Source organism: Vibrio floridensis (assembly GCF_021852965.1).
GTDB classification, from domain to species: Bacteria; Pseudomonadota; Gammaproteobacteria; order Enterobacterales; family Vibrionaceae; genus Vibrio; species Vibrio floridensis.
The window spans coordinates 1-18,398 of the sequence record NZ_JAKGCY010000002.1; the positions used below are offsets into that span (position 1 = coordinate 1).

An 18,398-nucleotide genomic window follows, 5' to 3' on the forward strand; every position below is an offset into this window, starting at 1 on the left:
TCGAACCATCGAAGGCGGAGCCGGCAGATTTACAGTCTGCTCCCTTTGGCCACTCGGGAACCCCTCCAGGGTGTTTTCCTAACCTCATCTGGATTAGGCTTAAGCGGTGTTTTCCCAACGCATCGCTCAAGTGCGGAGCGCATCATAGCAAACCAGTTCAGTGTGTAAAGCCTTTTTCTGTGCTTTCCATGCTGAATGCTGCCTTTTTGGGCAAAGATGCCAGAAAGTACACATTTTGGTGACAACTTAGGCCGCTAAATCCTTCACTTCTCACCATTATTTACACAACTTGACGTTACAGTACGCTAGAGCTGATACACTGATAATCTCAACTATGGCTTTATTGATTGACGGAACATGAAAAAACGCATTCTTATCTCATTTATTACTCTGGCTCTTATGGGGACTTCCTCTCTATCCCATGCTGCTCCAAGAGGGCCATCTGCTGTTACTGTGGTTGCAGAAGAAGTGCAAACACACCAAATTAGCCAATCTTTAGCGCTGGTCGGCAAATTGGAAGCGGTGCAGTCAGTGGTGATTGCGTCCGAAGTGTCCGGCAAAGTCGAAAGCATTCAAGTGAAAGCCAACCAGAATGTCACTAAAGGGCAACTGCTGGTGAAGCTTGAGGACGATAAAGCCTTAGCGGCCGTATCTGAAGCAAAAGCTTATTTGAAAGATGAGCAGAGAAAGCTGAAAGAGTTTGAGCGACTGGTCAGCCGTAATGCGATTACGCAAACAGAAATTGACGCGCAAAAAGCCAGTGTCGAGATAGCACAAGCGCGTTTGACCGCGGCCAATGCCAACTTGAATGATCTTCATATCACCGCGCCTTTTGCCGGAACGGTGGGTTTCGTCGATTTTAGCCGCGGCAAGTTGGTGAACTCAGGCACGGAATTACTGACGCTCGACGATCTCTCATTGATGCAGCTGGATCTGAGAATTCCGGAACGTTATCTGTCGATGTTGTCGATAGGTATGCCTGTGACAGCGACATCCAGCGCTTGGGGTAAACAAGTGTTCACTGGCAAGGTGGTGGGTATTGACTCACGGATTAACGCTGAAACGTTGAACCTGCGCGTGCGCATTCAATTTGAAAATCCGGAAAATCAGCTGAAACCAGGGATGTTACTCAATACCGCCTTAGCGTTCCCGGCGATTGAAGCGCCGATCATTCCGGTGCAGGCATTAGAGTATTCCGGGACCAAACGTTACGTCTATGTCATCGGCAGCGACAACAAAGCGAAACGCACAGAAGTTCTGCTTGGTGCGCGAGTAGAGAACCAAGTGGTGATCGAGTCGGGTGTCAACATCGGAGATAAAATCGTCGTGCAAGGTATCGTGAACATGCGTGATGGTGTGTTAGTCAAAGAAATTGGCGGCGCAGCGGCAGGGCAAAAGACCGTAGCGAAGAAGGATGAGCAATAATGTTACTCTCTGATGTTTCGGTGAAAAGGCCAGTTGCTGCGCTGGTATTGAGTTTGTTGTTGTGTGTGTTTGGTTTTGTCTCGTTCAGTAAATTGGCAGTGCGCGAGATGCCGGACATCGAAAGCCCAGTTGTCTCCATTAGTACACGTTACGATGGGGCGTCGGCAACGATCATCGAAAGCCAGATCACCTCAGTGCTTGAAGATCAACTTTCAGGCATCAGTGGTATTGATGAGATTTCGTCGACCACGCGTAACAGCATGTCTCGTATCACCATTACCTTTGAATTGGGTTATGACCTCAATACTGGAGTGAGTGATGTTCGTGATGCGGTTGCGCGTGCGCAGCGTTCGCTACCCGAGGAAGCCGACGATCCTATCGTGTTTAAGAACAACGGTAGCGGTGAGGCATCCGTTTACATCAACCTCAGCTCGTCAGAGATGGATCGTACTCAGCTCACCGATTACATCGAGCGTGTACTCATGGATCGCTTTAGTCTTATCACCGGCGTGAGTTCCGTTGATATCTCCGGAGGCTTGTACAAAGTTATGTACGTGAAGCTAAGTCCTGAGCTGATGGCCGGACGAGGCGTGACTGCTACGGACATTACCGCCGCGCTACGCAGTGAGAACCTTGAAAGCCCGGGGGGCCAAGTGCGTAACGATCAAACGGTGATGTCTGTTCGTACCGCGCGCAGCTATAACTCAGTAGAAGACTTCCAATATCTGGTGGTCAAACGTGCCAGTGACAACACGCCGATTTATCTCAAAGACGTGGCGGATGTCTTTATCGGTGCTGAGAATGAGAACTCGACGTTTAAAAGTGACGGGGTAGTCAACGTCAGCATGGGGATTGTCCCTCAGTCGGACGCCAACCCGCTTGAGGTTGCAAAAAGAGTGCATGAAGAAGTCGATAAAGTGCAGAAGTTTTTGCCAGAAGGGACACGTCTCGCTATCGACTACGATTCAACCGTGTTTATTGAACGCTCTATTTCTGAAGTTTATAGCACCTTGTTCATCACTGGCGGGCTCGTGATTCTTGTGCTGTATATCTTCATCGGTCAAGCTCGCGCCACCTTGATCCCTGCGGTGACCGTGCCTGTGTCGCTGATTTCCTCGTTTATTGCCGCGTACTACTTTGGTTTCTCGATTAACCTCATCACCTTAATGGCCTTGATCCTCTCTATCGGTTTGGTGGTCGACGATGCGATTGTTGTCGTTGAGAACATTTTCCATCATATCGAGAAAGGTGAATCACCTTTGCTTGCGGCCTATAAAGGCACGCGAGAGGTAGGCTTTGCGGTCATTGCCACCACCTTAGTGTTGGTGATGGTGTTTTTGCCGATCTCCTTCATGGATGGCATGGTGGGCCTACTCTTTACCGAGTTCTCGGTGTTGCTGGCGATGTCCGTGATTTTTTCATCATTGATTGCGCTGACGCTCACCCCCGTCTTAGGCAGCAAAATTCTCAAAGCCAATGTTAAGAAAAACCGCTTCAATGACGTCGTGGACGTGTTGTTCGGCAAGTTAGAGTCCGGTTATCGCGCGTTGCTAAAGCGAGCCCTCGCATGGCGATGGCTTGCGCCCGTGATCATCCTTGCCTGTATGGGCGGCAGCTACGCGCTAATGAATCAAGTGCCAGCACAATTAACACCACAAGAAGACCGAGGGGTCATTTTTGCCTTTGTCCGTGGCGCCGATGCCACCAGTTATAACCGCATGTCTGCCAATATGGACTTAGTGGAAGAGCGTTTAATGCCACTGTTAGGGCAAGGGTTCCTCAAATCATTCAGCATCCAGTCGCCGGCGTTTGGGGGCCAAGCGGGTGACCAAACCGGATTCGTTATTATGATCTTGGATGATTGGAATGAGCGTTCAGTGACAGCGCAACAAGCGTTAGGCGAAGTGCGTAAGGCGCTTGCGGGCATTCCTGATGTCCGTGTTTTCCCGTTTATGCCCGGATTCCGTGGTGGTTCGAGTGAGCCTGTGCAGTTTGTGCTTGGCGGCTCGGATTACAACGAACTGCGCGATTGGGCCGAGGTGCTGAAGAACAAAGCGGAAGAATCCCCAATTATGGAAGGGGCGGAGATCAACTATTCTGAGAAAACGCCGGAACTGGTGGTGTCGGTGGACAAGCGTCGTGCCGCCGAACTGGGCATCAGCATCAAAGAGATTTCCGATACCTTAGAAATCATGTTGGGTGGGCGTAAAGAAACCACTTTCGTGGAACGTGGTGAAGAGTACGATGTTTATCTTCGTGGTGATGAAAATCGCTTTAATAACGCAGCAGATCTGAGCCAAATCTACCTGCGCACAAAAAGTGGCGATCTGGTTACCTTAGATACAGTGACCAACGTTGAAGAAATTGCGTCGTCGATTCGCTTATCGCACTACAACAAGCAAAAGGCGATTACGATCACCGCCAACTTATCGGATGGTTACACGCTGGGTGATGCGTTGGATTTTCTTGATCAGCAAGCGATCGAGACGCTGCCGGGCGATATTACCATCAGCTACTCTGGTGAATCGAAGGACTTCAAAGAAAACCAGTCTAGCGTTGCCATTGTGTTTGCGTTGGCCTTGCTGGTGGCCTACCTCGTTCTTGCTGCGCAGTTTGAAAGCTTCATTAACCCTCTGGTGGTGATGTTTACCGTGCCGATGGGGGTGTTTGGTGGTTTCTTAGGCTTGCTCATCATGCAGCAAGGCATGAATATCTACAGTCAGATTGGCATGATCATGCTGATCGGTATGGTGACCAAAAACGGTATCTTGATTGTGGAGTTTGCTAACCAACTGCGTGACCGTGGTTTTGAGTTTGAACAAGCCATTATTGATGCCTCGGCACGACGGTTGCGCCCGATTTTAATGACCGCCTTCACAACCCTAGCGGGCGCGATTCCACTTATCCTGTCGGATGGGGCGGGCTACGAAAGCCGCGTCGCTGTTGGTACCGTTATTTTCTTCGGTATGGGTTTTGCCACTCTCGTCACCTTGTTCGTTATCCCTGCGATGTATCGTTTGATATCTCGATACACAGAAGCGCCAGGGCATGTGGAAGCGGAACTAAATCAAGCCCTCAGCCATGATACGAAAGGCCGAGTGAGTCACGGTTAGACCAATCCCCAATACCCAAAGAGCCGAGGAACAAAAACCTCGGCTCTTTTATCTCGGCTGGTATAGAGTGCTACGATGCTAGAACTGCTTACCGATAGAGAGTTGGAAACCAGAATACTTATCGTAAAAATCGTCGAAGCCTGCGTCAGCAAAGCTATAGACATATTCGGCTTTCAGCCAGAAATTTTGCCCCATATCCCAGCCTAATCCGCCCCCGACGTTGAAAATCATTCCCGCTTCTTCAGAGATTTTCACGGTGTTGTTGGTCACGTCATACATGTTTGCTTGGGTGATCAAACCCGACAAGCGACCGAAAAGTGAAATCGGGGTATCCCCTAAGTTGCCCGTGGAGAGCAGAGCGGAAACGCCCGCTTGATAATAGTCTAGGTTAAGGCTGGTTCCTGCCGTGCTGTTAGTGACTTCATTTTGCGTGTAGCGAAACAGACCTTCTACAGCAACATGTTCATTGAAGTTTTTACCAAAGCCGATCGTAAAGTTTGGGGTTGAAAGCTCGCTGCCACTGTTGTCGCCGTAAGCAGAAACGTCAAAAGCGATGGTGCCTGCACCAAGGTAAAAGTAGTTCGGCAACTCGCCCATGTTCTCCGCGAAAACCGGTTGGGAAAGTAATAATGTTGAACACGCCAGCATAATTTTTTTCATAATTGTTCGCCACCTAAGAGTGTTTCAATAAGATGCATAAGAGAGTGTTGGCTGAGATAGTACACAATTCCTCGGCGAAGAGCTTGGTTTTATTAGTGGATTTTGTACTATGCTGGTTATCCGCCCGTGATCAAGACGGAAAAATGAGAAGAAAGGAAAGTAAAGTGACACAGTTTAAATACCAAGAGTTGACTCAAGAGCAGCAAGACAAACTCGATGCTGCTGCATTTCGCCGTTTGCTGGCTCACCTTGATGCCAACAAAGAGGTGCAAAATATTGATTTGATGATTTTGGCTGGCTTTTGTCGTAACTGCTTTAGCAAATGGTACAAAGCCGAAGCGGATGTTTTAGGGCTAGATCTTGATTTGGATGATGCTCGTGAGCGTGTTTACGGCATGACTTATGACGAGTGGAAAACCAATCATCAACCTGAAGCCACGCCAGAGCAATTGGCGGCTTTTGAGGCAAAACAGAAGAAATAACGCACGCGAATGCCTCGCTAAGCTCAACTCGTCGCACTGTCTAAAACAAAATGCCCACGGAATCACGTGGGCATTTTTTATCGCGAGTTGCTGAATTCTCTGCGTTACGCAGGGCAGCAGATGGGCGCCACGCAGCCATCGCGCTCAATGATTTCAAGCTGCTCTAAGTAGGGTTGAATGTCACCAATGTTGGTTTTTACCCACTCTTCATTAAAGTAGGTGTCTAAGTAGCGATCTCCGCTGTCACACAGTAGGGTCACGATAGAGCCACGCTCGCCACGCTGTTTCATTTCGCATGCCAATTGCAATACACCATACAGGTTTGTGCCCGTTGAGGCGCCAACTTTACGGCCAATCAGCTTAGATACCCAGTGGGTACACGCAACAGAAGCAGCATCAGGGATTTTTCGCATTTCATCCACAACGCCAGCGATAAAGCTTGGTTCAACACGTGGACGACCGATGCCCTCGATCTTACTTCCCGTATTACCGGTTATCGTGTTATCACCGTTTTGGAAGTAGTCAAAGAACACCGAGTTTTCTGGGTCAACCACGCACAGTTTGGTGTCCAGCTTTTGGTAACGGATAAAGCGACCGATGGTAGCCGAAGTGCCGCCTGTGCCCGGGCTCATCACGATCCAGCTTGGTTCTGGGTGCTCTTCGAGCGTCATTTGGCTGAAGATAGAGTTAGCGATGTTGTTGTTGCCACGCCAGTCCGTTGCGCGCTCCGCGTACGTGAACTGATCCATATAGTGACCATTTAACTCTTTGGCTAAGCGGTGAGATTCTGCGTAAATTTGATCGGAGCGATCCACCAAATGGGCTTTACCGCCATAAAACTCGATTTGCTCGATTTTCTTTCTTGCGGTGCATTTCGGCATTACCGCGATAAAAGGTAAGCCCAGTAAGCGTGCGAAGTATGCCTCTGAAACGGCAGTACTGCCGGAAGAGGATTCAATGACGGTGGTTTCCGGACCAATCCAGCCATTACAAATTGCGTAGAGAAACAACGAACGCGCTAAGCGATGTTTTAACGAACCGGTTGGATGGGTGCTTTCGTCTTTTAGATAAATATCAATGCCTTCGAGAGACGGAAGATCAAGCTTAAATAAGTGGGTATCAGCAGAGCGTTGGAAGTCAGCTTCAATCTTGCGAATCGCGTTATTAATCCAGTTGTGGTCCGTACACATGGGGGCCTCTCTTAATTCTTATTGACGGTAACAAAGTACCTACCTTTGCAGAGAAAAGCTTTGCTTTTTATGTGGTGATGTCTCTATATTGTAGAAAATTTTTCTATAATTGAGCGGATTGATAATTGTATGCTGGATAAAGTTGATCTAAAGCTACTTTCGCTATTGCAGCAGGATGGCACCTTGTCCTTGAGTGACTTGGCTGAGCAAGTGAATCTCACCACGACACCTTGCTGGAAGCGTCTAAAGCGTTTAGAAGATGAAGGCTTCATTGAAAAGAGAGTGGCTTTGCTGAATGCAGAGAAATTGGGTCTCTCATTTATCGCATTTGTGCAAATTAAAACCTGTGATCACTCTTATGCGTGGTATGACCGTTTCGTTGCGACGGTAAACGATTTTCCGGAAGTGATGGAGTTCTATCGCATGGCGGGTGAGTACGACTACATGATGAAAGTGTTGGTTAAAGATATGAAAAACTTCGATACTTTTTATAAGAAGTTAGTCAATAGCGTTGAAGGGATATCCAACGTCACCTCGACATTTGCGATGGAACCACTCAAATACACCACCGCGCTACCACTTGGTCATTAGCCTGAGCATGCCAAGTGGTTCCGGCGTCGAGATTACAGTTGTATGGTTGCCCCCGCACCAGTGATGTTTTTGACCCAGCTTCCACTAATGTGCTCTATCGATTGATAAAACGCATTACCCCTTCTTGCACCGCAGTGGCAACAAGATGTCCCTGTTGGTTATAGATTTCACCACGAACTAAACCACGAGTGTTTGATGCGGTAGGGCTTTCGATTGAGTAGAGTAGCCATTCATCTATTTTGAATGGGCGATGGAACCAGATCGAATGATCAATGGTGGCCACTTGGAAATTTGGTGTCATCAGCGACACTTCATGCGGATGTAAGGCCGTGACGAGAAATCCCCAGTCTGAAGCGTAGGCGAGCAAATATTGGTGAATCAGCTGGCTGTCTGGCATCTCACCATTGGCGCGGATCCACAGATACTGTTTTGCTTCCGCTTTTTTCGGTTTGAGCGGATTGATCACGGTCACCGGACGAGTTTCAATCGGTTTTTCACCACAGAAAGTTTGGCGAAGCTTTGGCGGTAAAAATTCAGCAATGTGGCTTGCGAGTTCTGATTCAGAAGCAAAATTTTCTGGTCCAGGAACATCAGGCATCGTATTTTGGTGTTCAAATCCCGGCGCTTCACCATGATAAGAAGCAGTGAGATAAAAAATGGGGCGACCATTTTGTATCGCTTTTACTCGACGAGTACTGAAACTTTTACCATCACGCAGGTTTTCTACATCGTAAATAATCGCTTTCTCGGGATCGCCTGGATAAAGGAAATAACTGTGGAACGAATGTACAGTACGATCTTCTGATACGGTGTAACGAGCGGCAGAGAGTGCTTGACCAAGCACTTGCCCACCATAGACTTGAGGTAACCCGAGATTTTCACTTTGTCCCCTGAACAGCCTTTCTTCCAGCTTTTCCAACTGTAATAAGCTTAATAACTCGTTTAGAGGTTTACTCATGGTTGTTTTTCCTCAGTGCAATCATCGTGAAAGGGATTGGAAGTCAAGTGCGTTGAGTATAACGCAATTCGTTGGTGTGAATATTTTTAACTTAGTCAAACTATTGTCAATAAACATTTGATCCACAAGACAGGATTGAGTGAGGCATTTATAATCTTGGCGAATTTAATAATGAGTGAGGCTCTATGAAAAAAATAATCTTATTGATGATGTCAGTGTTTTTGGGTGCGTTGTTGGCAGGTTGTCAAAGTTCTGAACCCCTTGTCAAAGACCAAGGCATTAAAACCATCAAAGGGACAGTTTTTTATCGTGAGCGCATTGCTCTTCCAGATGACGCAACAGTGACGCTTGTTTTGGAAGATGTCTCGTTGGCAGATGCCCCTGCAACGGTTATTGCAAAACACAAGTTTATTACTAATGGTAAGCAAGTGCCGCTCTCGTTCGATTTGGCTTATGACAGCAAGAAAATTATTGCAAACCATCGTTACAATGTTCGTGCACGCATTGAAGTGAATGGTCGTTTACGTTTTATCAGTGATACGATTACGCCAGTTGTGACCGATGATGCCAATACCCATGATGTTGAAATCATGGTCGTGGGCGTTCGTTAAGTACCACGAGGTGCTCACAGCACGACAATCGAGTTTTAATACCGGTGGTGACTTAAGGTTGCCACCGGTATTTTTTTAAGCTTACTTTTCCTAGCTCACTGACTTCAACCTGTTCAGCCAGTAACAATTGGCGTTGACGATGGAGATCAGAGCCCTGCAACGAAATTTTGCCTTGACTGTTGATCACTCGGTGCCAAGGCAGTTTCGTACCTTCTGGTAAGTTTCCTAATGCTTTACCGACATGCCGCGCGTAGCCCGGAAATCCAGCCATACGTGCAATTTCTCCGTACGTAGTCACTTTACCAAAGGGAATTTGTTGAATTACAGCAAAGATCTGTGGAAAAAATTGGTCCATACTCAAATTGTCCTCGTTCGTTGTTTATAAGGGATTGGTCAGCGAGGTGTTCTAGAAATGAACCCACTTAGCGTACGACTCTGTTTTCAGTTTCTGTGTTGCGCTGAGCCTGGCTACCAACAGAGGTAGGAGTAAAAGGAGGCGCTATGATATTTTCGATTCTTCAGTTCACAATCACAAGCCTTTTGGCGGTAGTTTGTGCCAAGGCGATCAGCGTGAGCGCAGGGGACATCCCAGTATTAGCGTTAGTGATCCCAGCATTGTGGATTTTGCCTCAAGGAGGTATCGCAGGTCTCTTTTTGTTGGCCGCCATGACCAGTTACGGTTTAACGTTACCCCTTCAACCCATTGCTCTCTCTGTCTGTGTGTGGGTTTTGTTCCCATTGCTGATGGTTATTTTTTCCAGAAGAAGCAGCTTAGGCGTTTTGCTAACGGCCGGTTCAATCGTATTCACCTTGATGGTCGGCATTATGGTCACCCAAATGGGAGGGAAGTTAAGTGGCTCACCATGGGTAACGGTAGTGCAGGTACTTTCTGTAACGGTGATTTGGTGGGCAGCCAATCATTGGCGTCCTTCTAGCAAGCACAGTTGGTGGCCGTTATTGCTGTTGATTCCTCTTTGGATTGCAGGCTTACCTTATGCCGTGTTGGTTGCGCTGTGCATTACCGGGATCATCGCCTGTATGGAGAGTCTCAATACTTTAAAATCGTTCTCGTGGAACAAGCTCCTTTGCTGGACATTACCAACAGTCGGGTTCGCAGCGCTGGTTGTGACGCCAACGATCGACGTACCTAATTCCGTATTTGTAGTTTGGATCTGTTTGCTGGGTACCGCCTGGATGACGGATTATATTTTAAATGCGGAAGAAGAGATGAAAGAACAAGATTAGATCCATTGGATCTGTCTAGGACGTACATCGTTAATGCAGCCTCTTATTGGTGAAATAAGACGCTGCTTTTTTTCTGCACGTATAAAGTTCTAATGATCTAGTGCCATGCTTGCTATTAAGTTATCTGGAATGGTGACCGATATTGCATATCATCAAAAATATTTATGCACGCAGTGATAAGTTGAGATAAGGTTCCCAATACATAGTTGAACGCGCGTGCATAACCTCATCGTAAGTTAGTAACATGATAAGAATAATTGGTTGGCTGCTTTCCGGCGTATTGTGTTGGATCTCCTTCAGTAGTTGGGCAAAAAATGCCGACATTACCGTTGCGACAGAAGCGGATGATGTGGTGAGCCGTGTCCTTTTTGACGCCATTGCAGAGCACTTCTCCCTCCGCGTAACCTATGTCAACATGCCTAGCTTTGATGCCATTTTAGACTCGGTGGCAACTGGAGAGACGGACTTTGCAGCCAATGTCACTTTTACGGCTGAACGAGAACAACGTTTTAGCTATTCTTACCCCACCAATATTGAATACACCTATCTTTACTCATTCAATGCCAGCTCTTTGAAAGAAATAAAGAAGGTTGGAGTGCCAAAAGATACCATCTATGGTGAGTTGATTGTTGCCAACTTTCCCTCTGTTGAACTTGTTGCCTATCAGGGGCATGAGGAAGCGTTTTCCCTGCTTCAACAGGGTGAAGTCGATGGTGTTGTCGATGCAATTAATCAGCTCAAGCCAATGTTGCTCAAAGGCGTTGATGCGCATCTGTTGAACGATCAAATTTCAATCAAACCCGTTTCGATTGTCAGTGCCAAAGGGAGCCACTTGCAGGCATTGGCAGAGTTTGCTGATTTTATTCATAGCGAGCAGATGCAAAAACATTTGCGTGAAGGGATAACGCAGTATCAGTTTAATCTTCGCAAGCAAGCGCTTCAGGCTGCGATGGAACGAGCGAATTTCGATGCTACAGAACCACTGCACATCAAGTTGGAGCCGATTTTTCCTTACGTTATCTACCAACCTAATGGTGAAATATCGGGTATCACCGCCGATGTTTTGCGACAGAGCTGCGACATTCTGGCGTTAAACTGTCAGATTGTCAGTCACGAAAATGAGCGGTGGGGCAGCATGTTGCAAGGGTTTGCTCAACAAGAATTTGATATTTTGGCACCATTAGCAATGACTTCATCGAGAGCGCACTTCACCTATTACACCAGCCCACACTACTCTCCCCAATCGGTCATCGTCAAAAGGTTGGGGTATAAACCAAATGTATACAGCCATGTTTCTCAGTTAATTGCTGAGAGGGTGGGGGTGGTTAAGGATGATTACTTTGATTCGCTGTTAACCAAAATGCTGCCTTTGAAAGAGCTACAGCGCTTTCCCGATCAAGATTCAATGTTAGAAGCATTGATCAACGATAAAGTAGATTACGTGACGATGGACACCGCCACTCTCAACTACCTACTGCGTAATGAACAGGATCTGGCCATTACACAAGATGATGCGATAGGTGTGTTTGATATGTCGAAAATATCGATAGGACTGGCGCGAACACCAAAAGGTCAACTCCTTGCTCCCTATTTTAGCCGAGCGATAGAAATGCTGGATCTAAATAGCATTGTTGAACGTTACGATATAAGGCCAGATTGGCGAAGTTCATTGGAAATGGAACAGAGGCTTGCTGCGCAAACCCAAAAACTGTTTGCGGTGGTGTTAGTTCTGGCTTTTACTCTCTCTTTCTATCTTCATCGTTTGTCTAACACGGATAACTTAACAGGGTTAGGTAATCGCCGCTCGTTGCAACGTAAATATGGTAACGGTATTTCGGGCGATCTCGCCATTTTGTATATCGATGTCAACAACTTCAAACCGATAAACGACACCTTCGGCCACCATTGTGGTGATTTGGTGTTAAAAGCCATTGCATTGGAAATAAAAAGTCATTGGCGTGGAAAAGGGTTTCGAGTGGGAGGGGATGAGTTCATCCTCATTGGTAAAGTGTCACAGCAAGAAGTGGAATCGGCTTTTGAACGATTTAGTCAGATTACGCTAGAGAGTGGCATCACAGGGCAACCTCTCATCGTCCGATCTTCGATTGGTTTGTCAGCGAAGCGTGATAAAACCATGAGTCTTCAACGTGCGTTACATTTGGCCGATGTCGATATGTATCAAAGCAAGCATGAACAGAAACAAATGGGGTACTCGTGAGGTCTCTATCTGGAAATGGCTTTTCTGAACAAGAGTTAAGCAGTTGCTCCCTTAACGCTTGAATATTGTGGAATTGGGGTTGCAATCTCAGAGGGGATGCTTAATAATCTGCCCCACGTTAAGCGAAATGCCTAACAAACGAATCTATGGGGCCCTGGTCCTCTCGCAACAATAGTTCGTGAACTCGGTCAGGTCCGGAAGGAAGCAGCCGCAGCGAATGACTTGTGTGCCGGGATGTGGCTGGGGTCCCACCCTTGAAAAAAGCCGCCTTTAGGGCGGCTTTTTGCTTTTTTGTCTCATCCGATTTCTGGGAAGTTTTTGCTAGTTTGCTAGTTTGCTAGTTTTCTAGTTTTCTAGTTTTCTAGTTTTCTAGTTTTCTAGTTTTCTAGTTTTCTAGTTTCCTGGTTTGCTAGTCCCTAGCCCCTAGCCCCTAGCCCCTAGCCCCTAGCCCCTAGCCCCTAGCCCCTAGCCCCTAGTCCCTAGTCCCTCGCTCTTATTTTTCGCCCCCCAACTTTCTGCAATAGAGAAATTAGAGGGCGAAATTGCCTTAGCGTGCCGTATTGGTGAAGACCACTTGTCCACGGCTGATGGTTTGTTGGACTTGTAAGTCTTTCAACGTCGCACTCTCCACTTTGAGAGGATTCTTATCTAGCAGAATGAAATCGGCGTTTTTCCCCACTTCGATACTGCCTTTCATCGCTTCTTCAAAATGTTGGTAAGCAGGCCAAATGGTCATCGCTCTTAATGCGGTGTAGGCATCAACACGCTGATCGGGACCGAGCACTTTATTCGTGCGGGTGGTACGGTTGACCGTTGCATCAAGGACCCGAAATGCATCTGGCAGGGCAACGGGTGCGTCATGATGTGTACTAAACATCAATCCAGCATCACGCACGGCTTTGGTCGGTGAAATAAAATCGGCTCGAGGATGGCCAAGCACTGAATCACGATGCCAATCTCCCCAATAGAAGGTATGCATTGGGAAGAGGGAAGGGAAAATACCTTGCTCTGCGAGGCGCTGGATTTGGTCTTCACGAATGGTTTGGCCATGAATCAGCACTGGGCGTCGGTCTTGTTTGCCGAGTTTTTCATTGGCCGCAGTAACGGCGTCAATAAACTGCTCAATCGCGGCGTCACCATTGCTGTGAGTGAGTACTTGCCAGCCATTTTTAAACGCGGTTTCCACATATTGGAAAGCTTGTTGATCGGTAAAGGTTGGATAACCTGTGTAATCTTTCTTTTGTCCATGAGGTGGATGAAAGTACGGCTGGGTTAACCACGCGGTTTTCCCTTGAGGTGAGCCATCGAAGTTAAGTTTGACACCGCCAATTCGGAAGTGACTCGTATATTGAGGTGAGTTGTACTCTGACGTCATGAAATCACTGCTGGTGGCCATATCAGCATACGCGACAACATCAATCAACAATTCTCCTCGTTTCGAGGCTCGTTTCAGTGCTTCATAGCCTTCTTTTGTTGCTCGTCCCTCTTGCGCGGTGGTGTAGCCATATTGTGCGTACATTTTTTGTGAGGCTGAAAGCATCATGTCTTGCAGTTCTTGGTCGATGAGCATGGTCAAGCGGAAGAGGGTGGCAAAGTGCGCATTTTCTTCGAGCACACCATTGGGCTCTTGGCTATCAGGCATACGACGTATTACCCCACCTTCGGGATTTTTACTTTTGGCCGTAATTCCGACCATTTCGAGCGCTTTGCTATTGGCGACGCTAAGGTGTCCTGAGGTGTGAATGATCAAAACGGGTTTGTCTGTACTTACTTGGTCCAAGTCGGCTTTGGTGGGATAGTAATCTAGCAACGAATCGTCGTAACCAAAGCCAAGAATCCACCCGGTTTTCTCGATGAAAAACTTTTTGGTTTCATCTTGCTCGGAGGCTTTTAGGATCTCAATGATCTTGGCAACCGTGTTTGCACCACCATCAGGTGGCGGCAGGACGTTGGCAACCATCGCCTGCAAGCCAACACCATAAACGTGGCTGTGTGGGTCAACAAAACCGGGCAACATGGTTTTGCCTTTGAGGTCGATAAGTTGGGTTTGCCCAAACTTATGTTCCATCGCGCCTTCTTTTGTACCCACGTAAATGATTTTGTCGTTCAATGTGGCGACAGCTTCAACGTATTCTGGTTTATCGCCCGCCATCGTTAAGATCTCACCGCCGAAATAGATGGCGTCTGCTGCGGTTACATTTAGCGGTTGAGTAACAGCCGTAGTCGTGTCGCTTTTATCAGAAAAACAGCCCGTTAAGGCAAGCCCAGAAAGGGCGACTGGAATCCAAGATGTTTTCATTTTCTACTCCCATTGGAGGAATGGTAATCATGCAGGTTCATATTAGTCAGTTGAAGCCGGTTTGCAATTAGGGTTGTCAAAGGATGTTGATGTGGTACCAAAAATGGTTGATGACACTATCTTGTTGTTTAAAAAGGCCAGGGTAAAACTGGCCTTTGACGTTACGGTTGGGAAAATAACGCATTCAGTTTGTCGCTGATACGCTTTGTGGTTCGCATTGTAGGGTAGGAGTTATCAAAACCCATGTTGTTTTCTCGTTCGGTTATGGCGGCTTTTGCTAACAGAAACGCTTCTTCAAAATTCGTTGTTTGTGTCAGTTGGTCCTTGAAAAATGCCTCACCGAAGTACGTAAAGTCCGCACCGCTTGTACAGCCAAATGAAGGTTGATTTGGGTTACTTGCGGTGATCACCAAAGTGTATAGATCCGCAAGTTCATCGGCAAACTGACCTGAGAAACAAGCTGAAACCACAACGACTTTCCATTTAATGCCAGCTTGATTCAGTGATTCTTTAAGCATTTTCGGTTCGATTAAGCCCTGGTGATGTGGCCAGTAGTCAGTGACAACACCTTGCGAATATGCGCCATGTCCAGTTAAAAACAAAAACACCACATCCTGCTCAGGATCGATGATTTTTCCTACCGCTTTTAATGTTGCGTCTAAGTTTTCAGCCGTTGCCATCGGTAATTGGTCGGAAGTTTGTGAACTGTTAATCAAAGCAACAGAACGGCCTTCAGTGCCAAATTTGTCGTCAAAGAGTTGCTGTGAATACGTCACTTCTTTACGAAACACGCCAATGCTCGAGTCGGCCGCAAAGCCAACAAAGTAGAGATCGGCCTTGTCGGTTCGTTGAGGTAACAGGTTCTCCGCTTGACTTTGAACCATGGCCGGTTGTGCCTGCAGCAGCTCTTTTGATGCGCAACCGGAGAGTATTAGAGTTAAACCTAATAGAAGCAATTTTTTGGCATTGAATGATTTGATTTTTATAGGAAAACTGAACGTAAACATACATCACCTTAATTATTTTGTTGTTATGGGTTTTGTACATGGTTTTCTCGCGGTGGCAAGTTAGTTTGACTCTAATTTAGAGCGATGACAAACAATGGTGTGTTCTGCGCTTCTTAATTTGAGAATGAATCTAAGAAAAGGTTCTCTTTTGTTATTGCACGCATTAAAAAGTGTTGTTAATCAAGTAATTAACTTGTGGCATGTCTTTCGCTTTATGTTCCCACAGCGTAGAGGGAGAACGAAGATGAATGACTTAACAAAAGCGGTGACGTGGGGGGCGGTCAGTTTAGGGCTGTTGGCTGGATGCGGTGGTGGAGAGGGCGGTAGTTCCAGTACACCTTCTACGCCCGTTGTGCAGACTCAGTTTTCCGACATAAAACCACCGACAGGGTTTGAGTGGCGCAGTAGCGAGAATCGTCAACTGACCATTAAAATCGTGAGTAACTACACTTTTCAGCAGGGTGAAGCGGTGGCGATTCGAGGCCAACATGTGGTGCGTTTGTTTAGCGTGGTTGACGATGTAGAAGACTCGGTTGCGATGTTTACTGGGCTCACTGGAGTGTCAGGGGAACTGACTTCTCGTATTGACTTGGCTGGACATTGGCAAGCAATCAAAGCGGTGTCGAATGTCCGTGAGGTTGAATGTGTGTCTCACACAGATGTTGCTGCGATTGTCGATGAAATTACTGTTGGCTGCGATATCGCGCTGGACTCGGATTAGGAGAACGACCATGACATCCACTACTCATTTTAGTCTTTCTGCCATTTTCCTCGGTTTGCTAAGTTCATCTGCTTGGGCTACAGCCACGAACAATACGCAAGTCGTCAATGGCGATGGTTCTGTCACTATCACTCAAACGGTCGATGAAAACAGTAGTTCACCTCACTACAGCTCTCCGGGGGCATACGGTTTTGGTATTTATAGCAATGCCAATCAAGATTATGGCTGGCAGCACACAATAACGATCCCTGATGGCGCTCAGATTCTCGAAGCGAAACTGACCATCTATGCGTACGATGTCGATTCAGAAGCCTTTCGTGGTGAAAATGGTGAGTATGATGGTGTGTCGGTCGATGGTGTTCAACTGAATCCGGGATTTTTACAGGGAACCAACAATACATGGTCTATTACAGAGTTTGCTCTGCCGATTGCCTCGCTGAATGATGGTCTAGTGAATGTCTTTTTGGATATCGATATGAACAACGGAGGTTGGCTAACGACTTTGGATTACAGCTTAATGACGGTGACCTATTTGGTGACGAGTAATACACCGCCGTCTGTTCCTGAGCTAAGTCGTAGCCAAGGGCTTTCAACCAATGATGATCTCGTAGTGTCGATTATTGGCCCTACACCAGCCGACCCTGACGGTGATTCAGTCAGTTACAACTATCGTTGGTTTGTTGATGTTGGGCAGGGTTTCTTTGTCGACGATGAATTTGCGGGGAAAAATAACCATACTGGTGCGAGCGTACCCGCCTCTCAAACCAACAATGGTGAGCGTTGGAAAGTGCAAGTGCAAGCCGAAGATGCCAACGGCTTAATCAGTGATATCACTGAAATCGAATGGCCTGAAATAGGCGATTCAGATGGCGATGGTGTGGCGGATGCAAATGACTATGCACCGAATGACCCCAGTATCGCCTTCTACGCTCGTACACCGACCTCTGGTTGGTACACATTGGCGTTTGAAGACATGTGGCCATTTGCAGGGGATTATGACTTAAATGATTTCGTCTCCCACTACGCTTATGAGCTTTACACCAATGCCAATAATCAGATCACTCGCATTGATTTTCATGGCCAAGCCGTGGCAAGAGGGGCATCCATAGATAATCGTTTTGCTCTGTCGATTGGTGGCGTCGAGGTGTCTGACGTGACGAGTATGAGTCGAATGATTGATGGGGTCAGCTCAAACCTTGTTGCGGAAACTGGCCACACGGGTGAGCTTGTTTTAGTGGTGCTCGACAGCATCAGTACGTTGTTGCCCGCTAACGGTAGTAGTGATTTCTACAACACTGAGCAGGGAGATGACAGACCTTTAATCGATTACAGCGTGTCCGTGGTTTTCAACAATGCTTTGCCGCCACTCGAGAGTCACACATTGAACCCCTTCATTTTCCGTGCGGCTCAACGTGGTCGAGAAGTGCATTTGATGAATTATCCAAGTAGCGATCTTGCCAATACCAACTCGTTTGGCCAAGGGGTAGACGCCACAGATGCGCAGGCAGGCGAGTTCTATTTGACGGCAGAAGGTTTACCTTGGGCAATATCTATTCCTTCTGAATGGAAGCACCCTTACGAACATATAGACAGCACCATGGCTTACCCCGAGGTGACGAGATGGGCGGAATCGGCTGGAACGAGCAACACCACATGGTTTGACACTTGGGTAAAAGGGAAATGCTGGAAATGTAATTAAAGACGAACTGCGATTAAAAGAGTGGGTAGTAAAAAGCACCTAGGACGAAATATCGAGCTAGGTGTTTTTTTAGTTCAAACGATCAATAAAAGAAATCCACTTGCTGTTTCAAGGCGTTTGCTTGAGTTTGAACTTCTTCGGCATTTCGCGAGGTTTGAGCACAGGTTTCTCTACTTCGT

General features: G+C 47.0%; 15 protein-coding genes and 1 other RNA gene. 10 read left to right on the top strand and 6 right to left on the bottom strand.

Going from position 1 to position 18,398, the window contains the following annotated elements:
- The first annotated feature begins 399 nt into the window (after positions 1 to 399).
- Together LZU85_RS04440 and vexH are read left to right on the top strand one after the other, a co-directional pair.
- Positions 400 to 1,425 (top strand): efflux RND transporter periplasmic adaptor subunit, encoded by a 1,026-nt coding sequence (locus LZU85_RS04440; protein WP_372456870.1) that lies wholly within the window; start codon positions 400 to 402, stop codon positions 1,423 to 1,425.
- Positions 1,425 to 4,538 (top strand): vibriobactin export RND transporter permease subunit VexH, encoded by a 3,114-nt coding sequence (gene vexH, locus LZU85_RS04445; RefSeq protein WP_011149859.1) that lies wholly within the window; start codon positions 1,425 to 1,427, stop codon positions 4,536 to 4,538. The genes LZU85_RS04440 and vexH overlap by 1 nt, the downstream gene beginning before the upstream one ends.
- A gap of 78 nt (positions 4,539 to 4,616) precedes the next feature.
- Here the strand turns inward: vexH and LZU85_RS04450 are convergent, their stop codons facing one another.
- On the bottom strand, positions 4,617 to 5,198 hold the full coding sequence (locus LZU85_RS04450; RefSeq protein ID WP_237286490.1) for a porin family protein: 582 nt from the start codon (positions 5,196 to 5,198) through the stop codon (positions 4,617 to 4,619).
- 164 nt (positions 5,199 to 5,362) lie between these two features.
- Between LZU85_RS04450 and LZU85_RS04455 the strand changes: the two genes are divergently transcribed.
- Positions 5,363 to 5,680 (top strand): DUF1244 domain-containing protein, encoded by a 318-nt coding sequence (locus LZU85_RS04455; RefSeq protein WP_013572165.1) that lies wholly within the window; start codon positions 5,363 to 5,365, stop codon positions 5,678 to 5,680.
- A 104-nt stretch (positions 5,681 to 5,784) separates the two neighbouring features.
- Here LZU85_RS04455 and LZU85_RS04460 read toward each other — a convergent pair whose 3' ends face one another.
- Positions 5,785 to 6,870, bottom strand: coding sequence for a PLP-dependent cysteine synthase family protein (locus LZU85_RS04460; protein ID WP_011149862.1), 1,086 nt, complete (start codon positions 6,868 to 6,870; stop codon positions 5,785 to 5,787).
- Between the two features lie 129 nt (positions 6,871 to 6,999).
- Here LZU85_RS04460 and LZU85_RS04465 point away from each other — a divergent pair, with 129 nt between their 5' ends.
- A complete protein-coding gene (locus tag LZU85_RS04465) occupies positions 7,000 to 7,461 on the top strand; it encodes an Lrp/AsnC family transcriptional regulator (protein ID WP_237286491.1) in 462 nt (153 codons plus the stop codon).
- Positions 7,462 to 7,555: 94 nt separating this feature from the next.
- On the opposite strand, the gene tesB is transcribed toward LZU85_RS04465, so the two are convergent.
- Positions 7,556 to 8,419, bottom strand: coding sequence for an acyl-CoA thioesterase II (gene tesB, locus LZU85_RS04470; protein WP_237286492.1), 864 nt, complete (start codon positions 8,417 to 8,419; stop codon positions 7,556 to 7,558).
- Between the two features lie 185 nt (positions 8,420 to 8,604).
- On the opposite strand from tesB, the gene LZU85_RS04475 reads away from it, so the two are divergent.
- A complete protein-coding gene (locus LZU85_RS04475) occupies positions 8,605 to 9,030 on the top strand; it encodes a YbaY family lipoprotein (protein WP_176298594.1) in 426 nt (141 codons plus the stop codon).
- A 52-nt stretch (positions 9,031 to 9,082) separates the two neighbouring features.
- Here the strand turns inward: LZU85_RS04475 and LZU85_RS04480 are convergent, their stop codons facing one another.
- Positions 9,083 to 9,385 carry an MGMT family protein gene (locus tag LZU85_RS04480; protein WP_176298593.1) on the bottom strand — a complete coding sequence of 101 codons (303 nt, stop codon included), beginning with the start codon at positions 9,383 to 9,385 and terminating at the stop codon, positions 9,083 to 9,085.
- A gap of 146 nt (positions 9,386 to 9,531) precedes the next feature.
- On the opposite strand from LZU85_RS04480, the gene LZU85_RS04485 reads away from it, so the two are divergent.
- The 3 genes from LZU85_RS04485 (at position 9,532) to ffs (ending at position 12,742) form a co-directional block, all read left to right on the top strand.
- Positions 9,532 to 10,275, top strand: a complete 744-nt coding sequence (locus LZU85_RS04485; RefSeq protein ID WP_176298592.1) for a VP0952 family biofilm-associated protein — start codon at positions 9,532 to 9,534, stop codon at positions 10,273 to 10,275.
- Between the two features lie 244 nt (positions 10,276 to 10,519).
- Positions 10,520 to 12,493 (top strand): GGDEF domain-containing protein, encoded by a 1,974-nt coding sequence (locus LZU85_RS04490; RefSeq protein ID WP_237286493.1) that lies wholly within the window; start codon positions 10,520 to 10,522, stop codon positions 12,491 to 12,493.
- A 152-nt stretch (positions 12,494 to 12,645) separates the two neighbouring features.
- An RNA gene (gene ffs / locus LZU85_RS04495) (signal recognition particle sRNA small type) lies at positions 12,646 to 12,742 on the top strand.
- Between the two features lie 298 nt (positions 12,743 to 13,040).
- Here the strand turns inward: ffs and LZU85_RS04500 are convergent.
- Positions 13,041 to 14,792 carry an amidohydrolase gene (locus LZU85_RS04500; RefSeq protein ID WP_176298590.1) on the bottom strand — a complete coding sequence of 584 codons (1,752 nt, stop codon included), beginning with the start codon at positions 14,790 to 14,792 and terminating at the stop codon, positions 13,041 to 13,043.
- A 161-nt stretch (positions 14,793 to 14,953) separates the two neighbouring features.
- Positions 14,954 to 15,676, bottom strand: coding sequence for a C13 family peptidase (locus LZU85_RS04505; protein ID WP_237286494.1), 723 nt, complete (start codon positions 15,674 to 15,676; stop codon positions 14,954 to 14,956).
- A 367-nt stretch (positions 15,677 to 16,043) separates the two neighbouring features.
- Here LZU85_RS04505 and LZU85_RS04510 point away from each other — a divergent pair, with 367 nt between their 5' ends.
- A complete protein-coding gene (locus LZU85_RS04510; protein ID WP_176298588.1) occupies positions 16,044 to 16,520 on the top strand; it encodes a hypothetical protein in 477 nt (158 codons plus the stop codon).
- A 10-nt stretch (positions 16,521 to 16,530) separates the two neighbouring features.
- Positions 16,531 to 18,219, top strand: coding sequence for an LruC domain-containing protein (locus LZU85_RS04515; RefSeq protein ID WP_237286495.1), 1,689 nt, complete (start codon positions 16,531 to 16,533; stop codon positions 18,217 to 18,219).
- Positions 18,220 to 18,398 lie beyond the last annotated feature (179 nt).

Excerpts from the sequence above, each read along its gene's own strand:
- LZU85_RS04505 (WP_237286494.1), bottom strand. The coding sequence starts at position 15,676 with ATGGTTCAAAGTCAAGCGGAGAACCTGTTACCTCAACGAACCGACAAG.
- vexH (WP_011149859.1), top strand. The coding sequence starts at position 1,425 with ATGTTACTCTCTGATGTTTCGGTGAAAAGGCCAGTTGCTGCGCTGGTA.
- LZU85_RS04475 (WP_176298594.1), top strand. The coding sequence starts at position 8,605 with ATGAAAAAAATAATCTTATTGATGATGTCAGTGTTTTTGGGTGCGTTG.
- LZU85_RS04500 (WP_176298590.1), bottom strand. The coding sequence starts at position 14,792 with ATGAAAACATCTTGGATTCCAGTCGCCCTTTCTGGGCTTGCCTTAACG.
- LZU85_RS04515 (WP_237286495.1), top strand. The coding sequence starts at position 16,531 with ATGACATCCACTACTCATTTTAGTCTTTCTGCCATTTTCCTCGGTTTG.
- tesB (WP_237286492.1), bottom strand. The coding sequence starts at position 8,419 with ATGAGTAAACCTCTAAACGAGTTATTAAGCTTATTACAGTTGGAAAAG.
- LZU85_RS04440 (WP_372456870.1), top strand. The coding sequence starts at position 400 with ATGGGGACTTCCTCTCTATCCCATGCTGCTCCAAGAGGGCCATCTGCT.
- LZU85_RS04485 (WP_176298592.1), top strand. The coding sequence starts at position 9,532 with ATGATATTTTCGATTCTTCAGTTCACAATCACAAGCCTTTTGGCGGTA.
- LZU85_RS04450 (WP_237286490.1), bottom strand. The coding sequence starts at position 5,198 with ATGAAAAAAATTATGCTGGCGTGTTCAACATTATTACTTTCCCAACCG.
- LZU85_RS04460 (WP_011149862.1), bottom strand. The coding sequence starts at position 6,870 with ATGTGTACGGACCACAACTGGATTAATAACGCGATTCGCAAGATTGAA.
- LZU85_RS04465 (WP_237286491.1), top strand. The coding sequence starts at position 7,000 with ATGCTGGATAAAGTTGATCTAAAGCTACTTTCGCTATTGCAGCAGGAT.
- LZU85_RS04490 (WP_237286493.1), top strand. The coding sequence starts at position 10,520 with ATGATAAGAATAATTGGTTGGCTGCTTTCCGGCGTATTGTGTTGGATC.
- LZU85_RS04510 (WP_176298588.1), top strand. The coding sequence starts at position 16,044 with ATGAATGACTTAACAAAAGCGGTGACGTGGGGGGCGGTCAGTTTAGGG.
- LZU85_RS04480 (WP_176298593.1), bottom strand. The coding sequence starts at position 9,385 with ATGGACCAATTTTTTCCACAGATCTTTGCTGTAATTCAACAAATTCCC.